Genomic DNA, 13,653 nt, shown 5'->3' with positions numbered 1-13,653 from the left:
CACGGAACGCAGGCGGGCGAGGCCCGCGGTCACCAGGTTGCTCACTCCCGGCCGGCTTCGGCCTGCAGCAGCTCGCTGAGCAGCTCACGCTGATCGGACAGCTTGGCGCTCAGCTTGGCGGTCAGCAGCTGACGGGCCGCGCGCAGCAACTCGGCCACGTCCCCGCCGGACAGCGCGTACACCACGCTGGAGCCCTCCCGGTGGGCGGTCACCAGCTCGGAGCGGCGCAGCACCGCGAGGTGCTGCGACAACCCGGTCGGCTCGACCTCGATCTCGGCCAGCAGGTCGCGCACCGGCTTCGGCCCTTCCTGCAGCAGCTCCAGCACCCGGATCCGGACCGGATGGCCCAGCAGCCGGAACAGCTCCGCCTTGGCCTGGTACAACGGCACCGACATTACGGCTGCTCTCCCCGCTCGGGCTCGGCCGGCTCAGCCTCGGCCGGCTCGGGCTCGGGCTCGGCCAGGCGGATGCCGTGAGTGCGGGCCAGGCGCGTAACGTGCTCCCACTCGGCCTCGGCCACGAGAGCCTCGTCCGGGTCCTGGTCGCGACGGGCGGCCAGCACCGCCGCCCGGGCCAGGCGTGCCCGTTCTCGCACCGCCGCCGCGAACGCACCGCTCACGCGTGCCACCTTCCGGATCGCCGAAGTAGACAGCCCCATACTCTGCTGAATTGCGAAATTTCGCAACTCAGCTACTGCGAGCTGCGTATCGCGCCCGGCTGAGCGCCTTCCGGCCGGGTGTCAGCGCTTGATCAGGTCGAGCTGCAGGTAGTCGAGGTTGAAGTTCTGGTAGGCGGTCTCCGGCATGCGCAGGACCAGCTCGTGCGTGCCCCTGGTGAGGCGGCGGCGCTCCAGGGGCTGGAGGGTCAGCGCGTCGTGGCTGGTGGTGTTCGCGATCGCGGCGGTGGTGCCGGTGCCCGTGCCCCAGTCGAGCACGACGGTGCCGGCCGGTGAGTACGGCGAGGAGACGCGGGCCGAGACCTGGTAGAGGCCCGGCTGCTTGACCTCGAAGCGATACTTGAGCCACTCGCCGCCGCGGATCCAGTTCACCGCGATGGCGCCCTCGAGGTCGCAGATGTCCACGCCCTCCTCGGGCCGGGCCACGGTGCAGCGGTTCGGGTCGAGGTCGTGGTAGCCGACGCCCTCGCCGCCCGGCGCGAAGTCCTCGCCCTCGACGCGGATCGTGCGGTTGCCGGGTTGCCGGCCCCAGTGGGACAGGTTGCCGCCGTCGCGCCAGTAGTCCAGCGCCTCGACGTTGTCGGTCTGGATCATGTTCGCGCCGTACGTCCTGACCAGCGCGCGCCAGCCGAGGTTCGCGTCGCGCAGGGACGCCTCGTCGGTGTACCTGGCGGCCAGGCCGTACCACATGCTGTTGATCCAGATCCGGCTGTGCCGCGCGATCTTCTCCAGCGTCCGGGGAGCGACCTGCGGATCTTCGGCCCGGTCGAACACCACCTCGTACGCCACGGGCTGGCGGCCGGGGAAGGTGCCTACCACGCCGGCGGTGCTGTCGTCGATGATGTGCATGTAGAGGATCTCGGCGTCCCGGGCCATGAAGGCGGCGGCCTCCTCGACCGTGGGGGCGCCCTTGAACAGGCCGTGGTCCACGGTGCCGGTCCGCTTCAGCACCTCGTACATCGCCTCCCGGACGGGCCAGCCCTTGTCGAGGTTGACCAGGGCCCGGCCCTTGACGGCCAGCATCGCCTCCTCGAAGGTGGGCACGGTGTGGCCGGTGAGCGCGGCCTGGTTGCCGCCCAGGCCCTGCTTGAGGCGGAGCGACCTGATCTGCGCGAGGGTCAGGTCGGCGACGCGGCCGGTGCCGTTGGTGGTCCGGTTGACGGTCTCGTCGTGCATGAGCACCAGGTGGCCGTCGCGGGTGGGCCGTACGTCGATCTCGACGATCTCGGCGCCGTCCTCGACGGCGGCCTGGATCGCGGCCAGGGAGTTCTCCGGGGCGTCGCGCCACTGCCCTCGGTGGGCGACGATCATGAGCGGGGCTCCGGGGCCGTGCCGCAGCAGCTGCTCGTGTATGCGGTCGAACCCGTCCGCGGCGGACGCCGGGGGGAGCGAGGTGAGGGTGGCGGCGGTCGCCAGGGCGGCCAGGCCGGTGACGGTCAGCGTACGGCGGAACTTCCGAATCATGGACAGAGACCCTGTAATAGGGACATGGCGGGCTCGTGAACGGACGGCGGACTCCGCCGCAATCAAGGGTGATCTTGGGGCGGGACCGGGCCGAACTCGGCGCGGGTGTCGATGACCTTGCCGAACCGTACCCAGCGGTTGCCCTCCAGGCGCGTGAGCTGCATCGACTCGATCGGGAACCCGTCATCGGGCCCCGTGGAGAGCGTGATGCCGGGCAGGAGCAGGTCCAGCTCGACGTCCGACAGGCTGCGCATCGCCGCGCGCATGGCCTCACGGGAGGGGCAGCGCATGCGTTCGAGCACCTTGACGAAGGCCTGCGCCGCCGTCCAGCCGAAGACCACCTGCTGCCCGGCGGGGTCGGCCTCGGGCGCGTGCCGGGCCAGCGCGGCCAGGTAGGTGTGCATGCCCGGGTCGTCGGCCCAGTCCGGCGCGCCCGGCTCCTTCTGGAACCCGGCCGTCACGATGCCCTGGACCTTGTCGTACCCCACGGGCTTCAGGACGGCGGGGGAGGCGGCCACGCCGTTGACGATGTGCAGGGGGTTCCAGCCGGTCATGGCCGCGTCGGTGGCCAGCGCCTGGGCGGCGAACTTCGGCGTGCTGACGTTGAGCAGGACGTCGGCCCGGGAGGCGGCGAGGTTGGCCAGCTGGCCCTGCACGCTGGGGTCGGTCACCTCGTAGCTCAGCGCCGCCACGAGCCGCACGGACGTGCCGGCGATCGCCTGGCGGAAGCCGTCGAGCAGGTCGTGGCCGAAGTCGTCGTTCTGGTACAGCACCGCGACCCTGGCCTCGGGCCTGGCCTTGGCCAGGTAGCGGGCGTAGACCCGGGCCTCGGCGACGTAACTGGGCTGGAAGCCGATCGTCCAGGGACGCCTGGTGTCGCTGCCCCACTGGGTGGCCCCCGTGGCGACGAACACCTGCGGCACCCTCCACCGGTCGGCGTACTCACGCACCGCGGCCGTCGAGGGGGTGCCGAGCGTCTGGAACAGCGCGAACACCCGGTCGTGCAGCACCAGGCGGCGAGCCTCCTCCACCGCGCGGGCGGGCTGGTAGGCGTCGTCGCGAACCAGGAACTCGATGCGCCGCCCCTCCACGCCTCCGCGCGCGTTGACATGGTCGAAGTAGGCGCGGGCGCCCTGGGCGACGGTCGCGTAGGCGGAGGCGGGCCCGGACAGCGGGTAGATCCCGCCGACCCGCACGGACTCGGCGGTGATCCCGGTGCCCACCTGGCCCGCGCAGTCGCCGGTGAGCGTGACCTCGCTGGACGCCGGCCGGCAGCCCGACGCCAGGAGGACGAGCGACGCGGCGAGACATCTGGCCAGCGGCACGACCCCGGCTCTCATGTGCGCCTCCCGGCAGCTTTCACGTGCGCCTCCCGGCGACGCTCCAGGCGGTCCGGCGCAGCAGGCCGGTGAGTCCCGTCGGCGCCGCGTAGACGACGAGGACGATCAGCAGGCCGGAGATGACGCCCGGGGCGGCCGGGTTCAGCTCCCGGGCCACGGCGGGCACGCCCATCACGACGAACGCGCCGAGCAGCGCCCCGGTCAGCGTGGCGGGGCCACCGATGACCACCCCGGCCAGCAGCGTGATGGACAGGCTGAGGGCGAAGGAGTCGGGGGAGACGAAGCCGGCCGTCCAGGTGTAGAGGGCGCCCGCCGTGCCCGCGTACATGGCGCTCCAGGCGAAGGCGTGCGTCATGTGGGTCGCCGGGCGCATGCCGAGCACCTCGGCCGCCGCCCGGTGCTCCCGGAGCGCGGTGAGCGCCCGCCCGCCCCGCGAGGCCGTCAGGTTGCGGATCCCGGCGAAGGCCGTGACGGTCACCCCGAGGACGAGGAAGTAGACCCACTGGTCGTCGTCCAGCACGGGCGCCCGCGGCGTGGGCACGGGCATCCCCATCGCCCCGCCGGTGATCGCCGGGAAGCGCTTGAGCAGCGGCGGCAGCACGACGGCGACCGCGAAGGTCACCATGGCCAGGTAGAGCCCGCGCAGCCGCAGCGCGGGCAGCCCGGCCGCCCAGCCGAGCCCGAAGGTGAGCAGCGCCGCGACCGGCAGGGTCAGCGGGTACGGCAGGCCGAACTGCGCGATCATGACGGCCGCCGTGTAGGCGCCGACGCCGAAGAACGCGCCGTGGCCCAGGGAGATCTGCCCGCCGCGCCCCACCACCAGGTCCAGGCCGAGCAGCGCGACGGCGTACACGAGCACGAGCGTGGCCTGGAACAACAGGTACGGCGGCAGCACGAACGGCAGCGCCACGGCGCCCGCCGCCAGAGCGCCCAGCCCGGCGCGCCGCCACGGCCACACCTGCCGCCGGTCCCCGGCCGCCTGCCCGACGGGCATCCTGCGGTGCCCCGGGGGCACGAGCCCGGGGACCGTGTTCACGCCCGCTCCACGGGCGCCGAGCCGAACAGGCCCTGCGGTCGCAGCAGCAGCACGGCGACGATGAGCACCAGCGGCACCGCGATCTTCAGGTCCGCCCCGACGAAGCCCAGGTACGTGCCCGCCAGCGTCTCGGTGACCCCGACGATCAGCCCGCCGGCCACCGCGCCCAGAGCGCTGTCCAGGCCGCCGAGCACGGCGGCGGCGAAGGAGTAGACCAGGACGCCGGTCATCATGGTGGGCTCCAGGAAGAGGATCGGAGCGAGCAGGACGCCGGAGACCGCGCCGATGGCGGAGGCGGCGCCCCAGCCCAGGGCCAGCACGCGCCCGACCCGGACCCCCGACAGCCGGGCCGAGCGCGGGTCCGCGGCGACGGCGCGCATCACCAGGCCGAGGCCGGTGTGCCGGACGACCAGGGCGACCGCGCCGAGCACCGGCCCGGCGACGCACGCGGCCACGAGCGCGGACACCCCGGCCGGGCCGTCGGGGAAGGGACTGGGGAAGGCACGCAGGGCCGAGGTCCACACCAGGGCGGCGATCGCGTTCACCGTGACGTACAGGCCGATCGTGGTCACCACGAGCGTGAGCTCGCCCGCGCGGTCCTCCACCCGCCGCATGACGGTCCGCTCGGTCACGACCCCGGCCAGGAACGCGACGGCCACCGTCACGGGCAGCGCCGCCCAGTACGGCATCCCGGCGTCGACCAGTTGCCAGGCCACGTACGTGGCGAGCATGGCCAGCTCGCCCTGCGCGAAGTTGACGATGCCGGTGAACCGGTAGGTGAGCACCAGGGCCAGCGCGAGGGCGGCGTATCCCGCGCCCGCTCCCAGCCCCTCCAAGAGCTGCTGGACGAACATCCGGTCACCACCTGCGACGTTCCCGCAGGCCGGCGATCCGGCCCGACTCGACGAGGTAGGCCCGGTGCGCCACCTCCAGCGCCGCCGCCACGTTGTGCTCGACGATGATCATGATGGTTCCTTCGTGCCGGTTGATGGCGTGGATGGTGCCGAACAGCCTGGACCTGAGCGGCGGTGCCAGGCCGCGCGTCGGCTCGTCCAGGAGGAGCAGCCGAGGCCGGGCCACCAGGGCCCTGCCGATGGCCAGCATCCGCTGCTCGCCGCCGCTCAGCGTGTCGGCGGGCTGCCCCAGGTGCGCCTGGAGCCCGGGGAAGTAGGTGAACACCCGGTGCAGGTCCTCGGCGACGCCGCGGCGCGGCCGCCGCCGGGCGTACGCTCCGACGCGCAGGTTCTCCTCCACCGTGAGCGGCCCGAACGTGCCGCCCTCCTGGGTGACATGGGCGACGCCGAGCCTGGCGATCTCGTCGGGCGAGCGGCCCAGGAGCCCGACCCCGTCGAGCGTGGCCGAGCCCCGGGCGCCGACCAGGCCGGACAGCGCGCGCAGCAGGGTGGTCTTGCCCGCGCCGTTGGGGCCGAGCAGCACCACGATCTCGTTCTCTCCCGCGGCCAGGTCGACGCCGTGCAGCACCCGGGCCGCGCCGTACCCCGCGCGCAGCCCCCGCACGTCGAGGCCGCTCACCAGGCCATCCCCTTGCAGGCGGAGATGACGGCGGGGTCCTGCCGCACCGAGCCGGCCGGGCCGTCGGCGATCTTGCGGCCCAGCTCGAAGCAGACGATCCTGCGGCACAGCGCGAGGACGAAGTCCATGTGGTGCTCCACGACGATGATCGTGACGCCGCGCTCGTAGTGGATCTGCCTGATCAGGTCGGCGAGCGCCGGCACCTCTCCGGGGGCGAGCCCGCTCGCGGGCTCGTCGAGCAGCAGCAGCCGCGGCTCGCCCGCCAGCGCGCGGGCGATCTCGACGCGCTTGGTCACCCCGTACGGCAGGCCGCCCGCCGGATGGTCGGCGTAGCGCGCGAGGTCGAACCGGTCCAGCAGCGCGTCGGCCGCGGCACCCGTCCGGTGTTCCTCGGCCGCGGCCCGCCCGAGCGCCGCGGCCCAGAACCCGGCCCGGCCGTGCCGGTGAGCGCCGGTCATGACGTTCTCGCGCACCGACAGGCTGGGGAACAGGGCGGAGTTCTGGAACGTGCGGGCGATGCCGCGCCCGGCGACCAGGTGGGCGGGCAGGCGGGCGAGCTCCTCGCCGCCGAGCCGCAGCGAGCCTTCCTGCGGCTCGCACCGCCTGGTCAGGCAGTCGAACAGGGTGCTCTTGCCCGCGCCGTTGGGCCCGATGAGGCCGACGAGCTCGCCCTCGCGGACGGCGAGGTCGATGCCCGACAGGGCACTGACCCCACCGAACCGCACGGTGAGCCGGCCGACCTCCAGTAACGCGGCCATGATCAGCCGGCCGACGGCACGGAGTACTCTTCGGCGAGGCCGGACACGGCCGCTTCCTTGAAGATCGTGGCACCGCCGACGGCCTGCTTGTCCGGCTTGACGACGTAGGACGAGCGCGAGGCGGGCCGGTCGAAGACGCTGAAGTCCATGGGCGTCCCGCCCAGCCCGGCCTCCCACGCCTTCTGCGACCGGTGGGCGGCGACGATGCCCTCCCGGCTGAGGTCCTTGGCGTCACACGCCTTGCGCAGCGCGTCGCCGACGATGATGGCCGCCGTCCACCCGGCCGAGACGCCGCTGTCCAGCGGCTGGCCGGCGTACTTGGCCTGGTAGTCGGTGATGAGCTTCTGGTACGCCGGCAGCGGCGCGCTGATCGGTGCGCCCGCGGTCACGTAGTAGAAGTCCTTCAGCAGCGCGGGAGCCGCCGGGGTCTGCAGCAGCTGCGGGCTGTAGGCGGAGTTGCTGCCCACGAAGGGCACGTCCATCCCGCCCGCCAGGGCGACGCCCGCAAGCGAGGCGGCCTGGCGCGGGCCGACCGAGACCAGCACGGCCTTGACCCCCGCCTTCTTGAACGCCGCCACCTGGGCGGTCATGTCCTGGTCGGTCGCCTTGATCTTCTGCTCCACCAGGGAGAGCCCGAGCTTGTCCGAGGCGTACTTGGAGCCGTCGAGGGCGCTCTCGCCGTAGTCGCCCTCGAAGTACAGGTGACCGATCTTGTCCCCGGCCTTGATCCCCTTCTCCTTCACCAGGAAGTCGACGCCGTTGATCATGTCGACGTCGTAGGTGGTGCCGGTGACCTGGATGGCCTCGCTGCCGAGCAGGCCGGTCGCCCACGCCATGGGCAGGGTGAGGATCCTGTCGGCGGTGATCTTGTCCTTCAGCGCGGTCACCATCGGTGAGCCGATGAACTGCGGGATCGCGGCCGTCTTCGGCGCGACCTCGGCGTAGGAGGCCATCGCCTTCTGCGCGTCGTAACCGTGGTCGCGCACGATCGTCTCGATCTTCCGCCCGCAGATCCCGCCCGCCTGGTTGACCTGCTCGAAGTAGAGCTGCTGCGCCTGGGTGAGGCTCTTGCCGAGCGAGGCGTACGGGCCGGTCAGGTCGGTGAGCAGGCTGAGGGTGATCGTGTCGGCGGTCACGCCGGGGCCGGTCTTGACGCCGCCGGTGGCGCCGGCGGGCGCCTGGTCGCCACCGGTGGCCTTGCCGCTGGCACAGGCGGTGGCGAGCAGCCCCAGCGCCACCAGCGCGGACAGGGCGGCCGTGCGGTTACGGGACATGTGAGCTCCTGGTGTCGGGGGACGGAGTGGGTGACAGGGGCAGCCGGAGGCCGGACAACCTCCTGCGGAGCGAGTGGAACAGGCCGAGCAGGCCGCCCGGGAGGAAGAGCACGACGGTGACCACGACCGCGCCGTACAGGATGCGGGCGGCCTCGGAGGGCGAGACGCCGGCGGTGCCCGGCGCGGCGACCAGCGGGATGGCGTCGCTGTAGCGGGTGAGCAGCTGCGGCAGCAGCGAGACGAAGACGGCGCCGATCACCGCGCCGCCCACCGAGCCGAGGCCGCCGATCACGATCATCGCGAGGTAGTCGAGGGAGAGCAGGATGCCGAAGTAGTCGGGCACGGTCCGCTGGAAGACCAGGGCGAGCAGCACGCCCGCGAGCCCGCCGTACATGGACGACAGCGCGAACACCCCGGCCCGGTAGCGGGTGACGGGCACGCCCATCACCCCGGCCGCGATCTCGTGGTCGCGGATGGTGTTCATGGCCCGCCCCGGACGGCCGCGCAGCACGCCGCGGGCGAACAGCGCCGCCGCGAGCAGCGTCAGCCCGCCCAGGAACCACAGCCGCTCCAGCGCGCCGAACGGCACGTTCAGCAGGACCAGCTCGGGCGCGTCGGCGAAGGCGAACCCGAAGATCTCCATGGGCGGTACGGCCCTGCCGTTGAACCCGCCCGTCACCGGCCCGGCGTTGAACAGCAGGTGCTGGCCCCCGAAGATCAGCGCCAGCGTGGCGATGCCGAGGTAGGCGCCCTTGAGCCGGCTGGCGATCGGGCTGAACAGCCCGCCCGCGGCCCCGGCGACCGCGACGGCGAGCACGGCGGCCACCGGGGTGGGCAGCCCCAGGCCGCCCAGCGTCCGGGTGGGCTCGGCGGCGAAGTACACGTAGGCGTAGGCGCCCACGGCCAGGAAGAACGCGTGCCCCATCGAGAGCTGCCCGGTGGCGCCGGTCAGCAGGTTGATGCCGATCGCGCCGACCGCGGCCGACATGGCGAACAGCCCGGCCTGCAGCCAGAAGCCCTCGAGATAGAAGGGGACGGCCACGAAGGCGAGCAGGACGGCGATCCTGAACACGGCGATCCTGAACACGGCGATCCTGAACACGGGGAGCCTAGACACGGGCCAGCTCCTTGGTCCCGAACAGGCCCGCGGGCCGCAGCAGCAGGATGACGATCATGATCAGGAACGGTGAGACGTCGCCGATCCCCCTGCCCAGGAAGGCCAGGTCGTTCTGGTAGCCGGTCATGAGCGCCTCGGTGACGCCCACGATCAGGCCGCCGACCAGGGCGCCGGTGGTGGAGTCGAGGCCGCCGAGGATGGCGGCGGGGAAGGCCTTGAGCGCCACCAGCGAGGAGCTGCGGTCCAGGCCGGGCGTGGGGAAGACGCACAGGAACAGCGCGGCCACCGCGGCCAGCGCGCCGGCCACCGCCCAGGCGCTGAGCGAGATGCGGCCCAGCCGCACCCCCATGAGGGCCGCCGTCTCGGGGTCCTCGGCGGTGGCCCGCATCGCCACGCCCCAGCCGGTGAACTTGAACGCCAGCAGGAACGCCCCGATCAGCGCCCCGGCGGTGACCAGCGCGACGATCCTGGTCTCGGCGATCGTGATCCCCCCGATGTGCAGCACGCGCGACTCCCACGGATCGCCCATGGCCAGCACCTCGGTGCCGATCTGCCGGGTGAGCTCGGTGGTCAGCATGATGTCCACGCCGATGGTCACGATGGCCAGCACGCTGTGCGAGCCGGCCTTGGACCGGCGGATGACCAGGAACTCCACCAGCGCACCAATGACCGCGGCCGCGCAGACGCCGATCAGCAGCGCGAGCCAGAAGCCGACGTACGGGTGCAGCCGCGCCACCACGTAGCCGCCGGCCAGCAGCAGCGAGGCGTGCGCGAAGTTGACCACCTCCGTCGCCTTGAAGATGACGACGAAGCCGAGCGCTATCAGCGCGTAGACGGCCCCGATGGAGATCCCGTTGACGAGCAGCTCCAGGAACGTGATCACACAACCTCCTCTGCGCCCAGGTACGCGCCGATGACCTGGGGGTCGTTCTGCACCTCGGCGGGCGGCCCGTCGGCGATGCGGCGGCCGAAGTCCAGGACGGTGACCCGGTCGGCCAGCCGCATGACCATGCCCATGTCGTGCTCGACCAGGAGGATGGAGATCCCCAGGCTCTCCCTGACCGAGACGATCAGCTCGGCCATCTCCACCCGCTCGCCGCTGTTCATCCCGGCGACCGGCTCGTCGAGCAGGAGCAGCCGGGGCTCCATCGCCAGCGCCCTGGCCAGCTCCACCCGCTTCTGCACGCCGTACGGGAGCAGGCCGACGGGGGTGGCCAGCAGCGGGGCGATCCCGACGAACTCCGCGATCTCCACCACCCGGGCGGTGTGGGCCCGCTCCTCGCGGCGGGCGCGCGGCAGGCCGAGCCCGGCCGACACGAAGCCGGCGCGGGTGAGCCGGTGGCGGCTCAGCAGCAGGTTGTCGCGCACCGGCAGGCGGGGGGAGAGCGCGATGTTCTGGAAGGTGCGGGCGACGCCGAGCGCCGCCACCTCGTGCGGGCGCAGCGCGGTGAGCTCGTCCCGGCCGAACCTGACGCTGCCCGAGGTGGCCTTGTAGACCCCGGACAGCACGTTGAAGCAGGTCGACTTGCCGGCGCCGTTGGGCCCGATGATCGCGTGCACGGTGCCGGGCGCGACCGTGAAACCGACGCCGTCGAGAGCCGTCAGACCGGCGAACCGGACCGTCACGTCACGGACCTCCAGCGCGGGCATACCATCCGGTCGGTACGTCGGGGTCACGCGGACCACCTCGACAGCCCGGCCCTGGCCTTCAGCACCGGCGACTCGCCGCCGACGCCCAGGTAGCGGCGCCTGACCTCGTCGCTGTCCGCCAGCGTGGCCGCGGGTCCCTCCAGGGCGATCGAGCCGACCTCGAGCACGTACGCGTAGGAGGCCAGTGAGAGCGCCGTGGCGACGTTCTGCTCCACCAGCAGCACCGAGGTGCCCGCCTCGTTGATCGTCCTGATCGTCGCGGCGATCCTGGCCGCCATCTGCGGTGCCAGGCCGAGCGTCGGCTCGTCGAGCAGCAGGACCGACGGCTCGGCCATCAGCGCCCTGCCGATGGCCAGCATCTGCTGCTCGCCGCCCGACAGCAGCCCCGCCCGCTGGTGGGCCCGCTCGGCCAGGACCGGGAACAGCTCGCGGACCCGCTCCCTGGCCCGCCCCGCGGCCTTGCGCGGGGTGCCCATGCCGCCCGCGCGCAGGTTCTCCTCCACCGTCATGCGGGCGAAGACGCGGCGGCCCTCGGGCACGTGCGTGACGCCCCGCCGTACCACGGTCGCGGCGGCCAGCCCGTCGATGCGCGTGCCGTCCACCCCGATCGAGCCCCTGGCCACCCGCCCGCGCTGGAACCGGAGCGTTCCCGACACCGCGCGCAGCAGCGTCGTCTTCCCCGCGCCGTTCGCGCCGAGCACGGCCACGACCGACCCCGGCGGGACGCGCATGGAGACCCCGTCCAGAGCCCGGACGGGACCGTAGTCCACCGCGAGATCGTCCACGGTCAGCTCCGCCATTCGATCCCCTCACAAGACCTCATGCCGGCTCACCCAAACCTTTGACGTGCACCGTCGTCCAGATGCCGCGGTGAAGTCAGGCTCCCTGCCCATCCCGGCGCCGGGCCGGTTGTGCAGCCGCACAACGGCAGATCACAAAACGCTACAGAGCCTTGTTCTAGTAGAAGGGGGATGGCAGCCTCGGGGGATGCGTCCCTCTTCGGTCGTGGACGAGGACGTCCGCCAGACGTTGCACACCGCCGCCAGGGCCCTGCTCGAACGCCTGCCCGCGCTGACGGACGAACTGGTCAGCCGGACGCGTGGCGGCGACGCGGTCTACTGCGCCTGCGTCCCCTACGACGAGCACTGGAAGAGCACCCTCGAAGGCGTGCGCCAGGGCATCACGGCGATCCTCCAGGAGCCCTCGGAGCGGCGGGACCTGGTCTTCACCGCATCCATGGCGCAGCGCAGGGCGGAGCAGGGGCTGCCGCTGGACTCCCTGCTGCGCATGTACCGCCTGGCCGGCCAGGTCACCTGGTCGGCGATCGTGGAGCACATGGAGCGGGAGCGCCCCGAGCGGCTGGGCGTCCTGGTCCGCGCGGCCGGCCACGTGTGGCACGCGATCGACCGGCAGTCCATGGTGACCTGCGACATCTACGGCCGCCGCGAGCAGGAGATCCTCGGCCGCAGCCAGGAGCGGGTCAACGCCCTCCTCGACGCGTTGCTCGACGGCACCGCCGACACCGGGGTCGTACGGACCGCCGCGGCCGCCCTCGACCTGCCGGAGCGGGGCCGCTACGCCGTGGTCACCGTCCGCTTCCCCCGCCACCACGACGTGCGGCTGCCCGCGACCCTGGGCGCCATGCGGCTGATGTGGCGGATGCGCCCCGCGCACGAGGTCGCCGTGGTCGCGCTCGGCCAGGCCACGCTGGACGAGCTGTGCCAGGAGCTGAGCCTCATCGTCAGCGGCGTGGCGGGCGTGAGCCCGGTCGTGGAGGGCCTGGACCAGGTACGGAGCGCGCACGACCTGGCCTCCCTGGCCATGCGGACGTGCGTCGACGGGGGACCCGAGATCGCCCGCCTGGACGAGCGGGTCCCGGCCGTGCTGATGATCAGCCAGGCCGACGTCACCGGCCACCTCGTGGACGGCGCGCTCGGGCGGCTGCTCGCCCTCGACCCCGCCGACCGGGACACCCTGCTGACCACGCTGGAGACGTGGCTCGCCTGCGACGGCTCCGCCGCCAGGGCCGCCGGGCGGCTGTTCTGCCACCGCAACACGATCATCAACCGGGTACGCAGGATCGAGCAGCTCACCGGCCGCTCGCTCACCCGGCCGCGCGACATCGTGGACCTGGCCCTGGCGCTGGAAGCGGTGCGCCTGCTGGGAAGCGAACGCTAGCCTCCCGCCCCGCGACTCCCGGGCTCCGGACGAACCAGGATCCGGGACGCCGCCGGCGCGGGCTCCGGCAGGCAGCCGGGTGGCGGCTCCGCGGGCGGGACCGGCCCGGTGGACGATCGGCATCCCGGCGCACGTGATCCGCCGAGGGGGGTCCAGCAGGGGCAGGACGAGCTCCCACAACGCGTACGCGGCCGAGCCGCACGCGGGTCATACGGTGCCGGCGGACCGGTCCTCATGGGGCCCGCCGCGCCGGTAGCCCCAGTCCACCAGCGGCTGCAGGATCCGCATCAGCTCCTCGCCGTCGGGGGAGAGGGCGTAGCGGATCTGCACCGGGGTGGAGGGGATCACGGTGCGGGTGATCAGGCCCTCGGCTTCGAGCTCCTTCAGGCGCTGGGCGAGCAGCCGATCGGAGATCCCCGGCACCGACCCCCGGTATTCGCCGAACCGGCGGGCACCGCGCCGGCCGGCGAGCAGGATCGCGCTGGTCCACCGGCGGCCGACGAGCTCGACGATGTCCTGGAAGCTCCGGCAGCTCGGCTCGTGAATGGCCGGGCGGGCACCCTGGAGTGTTTCGTTAGCCACTTATCAAAGATAAGTCACTAACCTCGCCTTTGCCTAATGGCGCCG

Annotated in this window: 15 protein-coding genes; 1 reads left to right on the top strand and 14 read right to left on the bottom strand. The window is 72.8% G+C overall.

What is annotated here, in order from left to right:
• Nucleotides 1–41: 41 nt before the first annotated feature.
• The 13 genes from ACBJ59_RS30515 to ACBJ59_RS30455 form a co-directional block, all read right to left on the bottom strand.
• On the bottom strand, nt 42–395 hold the full coding sequence (locus tag ACBJ59_RS30515; RefSeq protein WP_375113653.1) for an ArsR/SmtB family transcription factor: 354 nt from the start codon (nt 393–395) through the stop codon (nt 42–44).
• Nucleotides 395–619 carry a hypothetical protein gene (locus ACBJ59_RS30510; RefSeq protein WP_375113652.1) on the bottom strand — a complete coding sequence of 75 codons (225 nt, stop codon included), beginning with the start codon at nt 617–619 and terminating at the stop codon, nt 395–397. The genes ACBJ59_RS30515 and ACBJ59_RS30510 overlap by 1 nt, the downstream gene beginning before the upstream one ends.
• Nucleotides 620–739: 120 nt before the next feature.
• Nucleotides 740–2,140 carry a glycerophosphodiester phosphodiesterase family protein gene (locus ACBJ59_RS30505; protein ID WP_375113651.1) on the bottom strand — a complete coding sequence of 467 codons (1,401 nt, stop codon included), beginning with the start codon at nt 2,138–2,140 and terminating at the stop codon, nt 740–742.
• A 62-nt stretch (nt 2,141–2,202) separates the two neighbouring features.
• Nucleotides 2,203–3,480 (bottom strand): ABC transporter substrate-binding protein, encoded by a 1,278-nt coding sequence (locus ACBJ59_RS30500; protein WP_375113650.1) that lies wholly within the window; start codon nt 3,478–3,480, stop codon nt 2,203–2,205.
• A 19-nt stretch (nt 3,481–3,499) separates the two neighbouring features.
• Nucleotides 3,500–4,516 (bottom strand): branched-chain amino acid ABC transporter permease, encoded by a 1,017-nt coding sequence (locus ACBJ59_RS30495; protein WP_375113649.1) that lies wholly within the window; start codon nt 4,514–4,516, stop codon nt 3,500–3,502.
• The gene (locus ACBJ59_RS30490) at nt 4,513–5,370 is read right to left on the bottom strand and encodes a branched-chain amino acid ABC transporter permease (protein ID WP_375113648.1); all 858 of its coding nucleotides are present in this window, start codon (nt 5,368–5,370) and stop codon (nt 4,513–4,515) included. Before ACBJ59_RS30490 ends, ACBJ59_RS30495 begins: the two co-directional genes overlap by 4 nt.
• 4 nt (nt 5,371–5,374) lie before the next feature.
• Complete coding sequence (locus ACBJ59_RS30485; RefSeq protein ID WP_375113647.1) at nt 5,375–6,049, bottom strand: ABC transporter ATP-binding protein; 675 nt, start codon at nt 6,047–6,049, stop codon at nt 5,375–5,377.
• Complete coding sequence (locus tag ACBJ59_RS30480) at nt 6,046–6,807, bottom strand: ABC transporter ATP-binding protein (RefSeq protein WP_375113646.1); 762 nt, start codon at nt 6,805–6,807, stop codon at nt 6,046–6,048. Before ACBJ59_RS30480 ends, ACBJ59_RS30485 begins: the two co-directional genes overlap by 4 nt.
• A gap of 2 nt (nt 6,808–6,809) precedes the next feature.
• Nucleotides 6,810–8,081 carry an ABC transporter substrate-binding protein gene (locus tag ACBJ59_RS30475; RefSeq protein WP_375113645.1) on the bottom strand — a complete coding sequence of 424 codons (1,272 nt, stop codon included), beginning with the start codon at nt 8,079–8,081 and terminating at the stop codon, nt 6,810–6,812.
• Nucleotides 8,071–9,198 carry a branched-chain amino acid ABC transporter permease gene (locus tag ACBJ59_RS30470; RefSeq protein ID WP_375113644.1) on the bottom strand — a complete coding sequence of 376 codons (1,128 nt, stop codon included), beginning with the start codon at nt 9,196–9,198 and terminating at the stop codon, nt 8,071–8,073. Before ACBJ59_RS30470 ends, ACBJ59_RS30475 begins: the two co-directional genes overlap by 11 nt.
• Nucleotides 9,191–10,081 (bottom strand): branched-chain amino acid ABC transporter permease, encoded by an 891-nt coding sequence (locus tag ACBJ59_RS30465; RefSeq protein ID WP_364117128.1) that lies wholly within the window; start codon nt 10,079–10,081, stop codon nt 9,191–9,193. The genes ACBJ59_RS30470 and ACBJ59_RS30465 overlap by 8 nt, the downstream gene beginning before the upstream one ends.
• Nucleotides 10,078–10,848 carry an ABC transporter ATP-binding protein gene (locus ACBJ59_RS30460; protein ID WP_375113863.1) on the bottom strand — a complete coding sequence of 257 codons (771 nt, stop codon included), beginning with the start codon at nt 10,846–10,848 and terminating at the stop codon, nt 10,078–10,080. The genes ACBJ59_RS30465 and ACBJ59_RS30460 overlap by 4 nt, the downstream gene beginning before the upstream one ends.
• A gap of 23 nt (nt 10,849–10,871) precedes the next feature.
• Nucleotides 10,872–11,648, bottom strand: a complete 777-nt coding sequence (locus ACBJ59_RS30455) for an ABC transporter ATP-binding protein (RefSeq protein WP_375113643.1) — start codon at nt 11,646–11,648, stop codon at nt 10,872–10,874.
• 187 nt (nt 11,649–11,835) lie between these two features.
• On the opposite strand from ACBJ59_RS30455, the gene ACBJ59_RS30450 reads away from it, so the two are divergent.
• Nucleotides 11,836–13,026, top strand: coding sequence for a PucR family transcriptional regulator (locus ACBJ59_RS30450; protein WP_375113642.1), 1,191 nt, complete (start codon nt 11,836–11,838; stop codon nt 13,024–13,026).
• A 207-nt stretch (nt 13,027–13,233) separates the two neighbouring features.
• On the opposite strand, the gene ACBJ59_RS30445 is transcribed toward ACBJ59_RS30450, so the two are convergent.
• Nucleotides 13,234–13,608: a winged helix-turn-helix transcriptional regulator gene (locus tag ACBJ59_RS30445; RefSeq protein ID WP_375113641.1), complete on the bottom strand. Its 375-nt coding sequence runs from the start codon at nt 13,606–13,608 to the stop codon at nt 13,234–13,236.
• Nucleotides 13,609–13,653: the final 45 nt, after the last annotated feature.

Source organism: Nonomuraea sp. MTCD27, from assembly GCF_041950495.1.
Classification (GTDB): domain Bacteria; phylum Actinomycetota; class Actinomycetes; order Streptosporangiales; family Streptosporangiaceae; genus Nonomuraea.
The sequence above is the reverse complement of the archived record's forward strand: the minus strand, read 5'-3'. Positions and strand labels throughout refer to the sequence as shown.

Bases quoted from the DNA above. Each gene is read 5' to 3' on its own strand.
- ACBJ59_RS30500 (WP_375113650.1), bottom strand. From the start codon at position 3,480: ATGAGAGCCGGGGTCGTGCCGCTGGCCAGATGTCTCGCCGCGTCGCTC.
- ACBJ59_RS30490 (WP_375113648.1), bottom strand. From the start codon at position 5,370: ATGTTCGTCCAGCAGCTCTTGGAGGGGCTGGGAGCGGGCGCGGGATAC.
- ACBJ59_RS30475 (WP_375113645.1), bottom strand. From the start codon at position 8,081: ATGTCCCGTAACCGCACGGCCGCCCTGTCCGCGCTGGTGGCGCTGGGG.
- ACBJ59_RS30515 (WP_375113653.1), bottom strand. From the start codon at position 395: ATGTCGGTGCCGTTGTACCAGGCCAAGGCGGAGCTGTTCCGGCTGCTG.
- ACBJ59_RS30480 (WP_375113646.1), bottom strand. From the start codon at position 6,807: ATGGCCGCGTTACTGGAGGTCGGCCGGCTCACCGTGCGGTTCGGTGGG.
- ACBJ59_RS30450 (WP_375113642.1), top strand. From the start codon at position 11,836: ATGCGTCCCTCTTCGGTCGTGGACGAGGACGTCCGCCAGACGTTGCAC.
- ACBJ59_RS30505 (WP_375113651.1), bottom strand. From the start codon at position 2,140: ATGATTCGGAAGTTCCGCCGTACGCTGACCGTCACCGGCCTGGCCGCC.
- ACBJ59_RS30455 (WP_375113643.1), bottom strand. From the start codon at position 11,648: ATGGCGGAGCTGACCGTGGACGATCTCGCGGTGGACTACGGTCCCGTC.
- ACBJ59_RS30460 (WP_375113863.1), bottom strand. From the start codon at position 10,848: ATGCCCGCGCTGGAGGTCCGTGACGTGACGGTCCGGTTCGCCGGTCTG.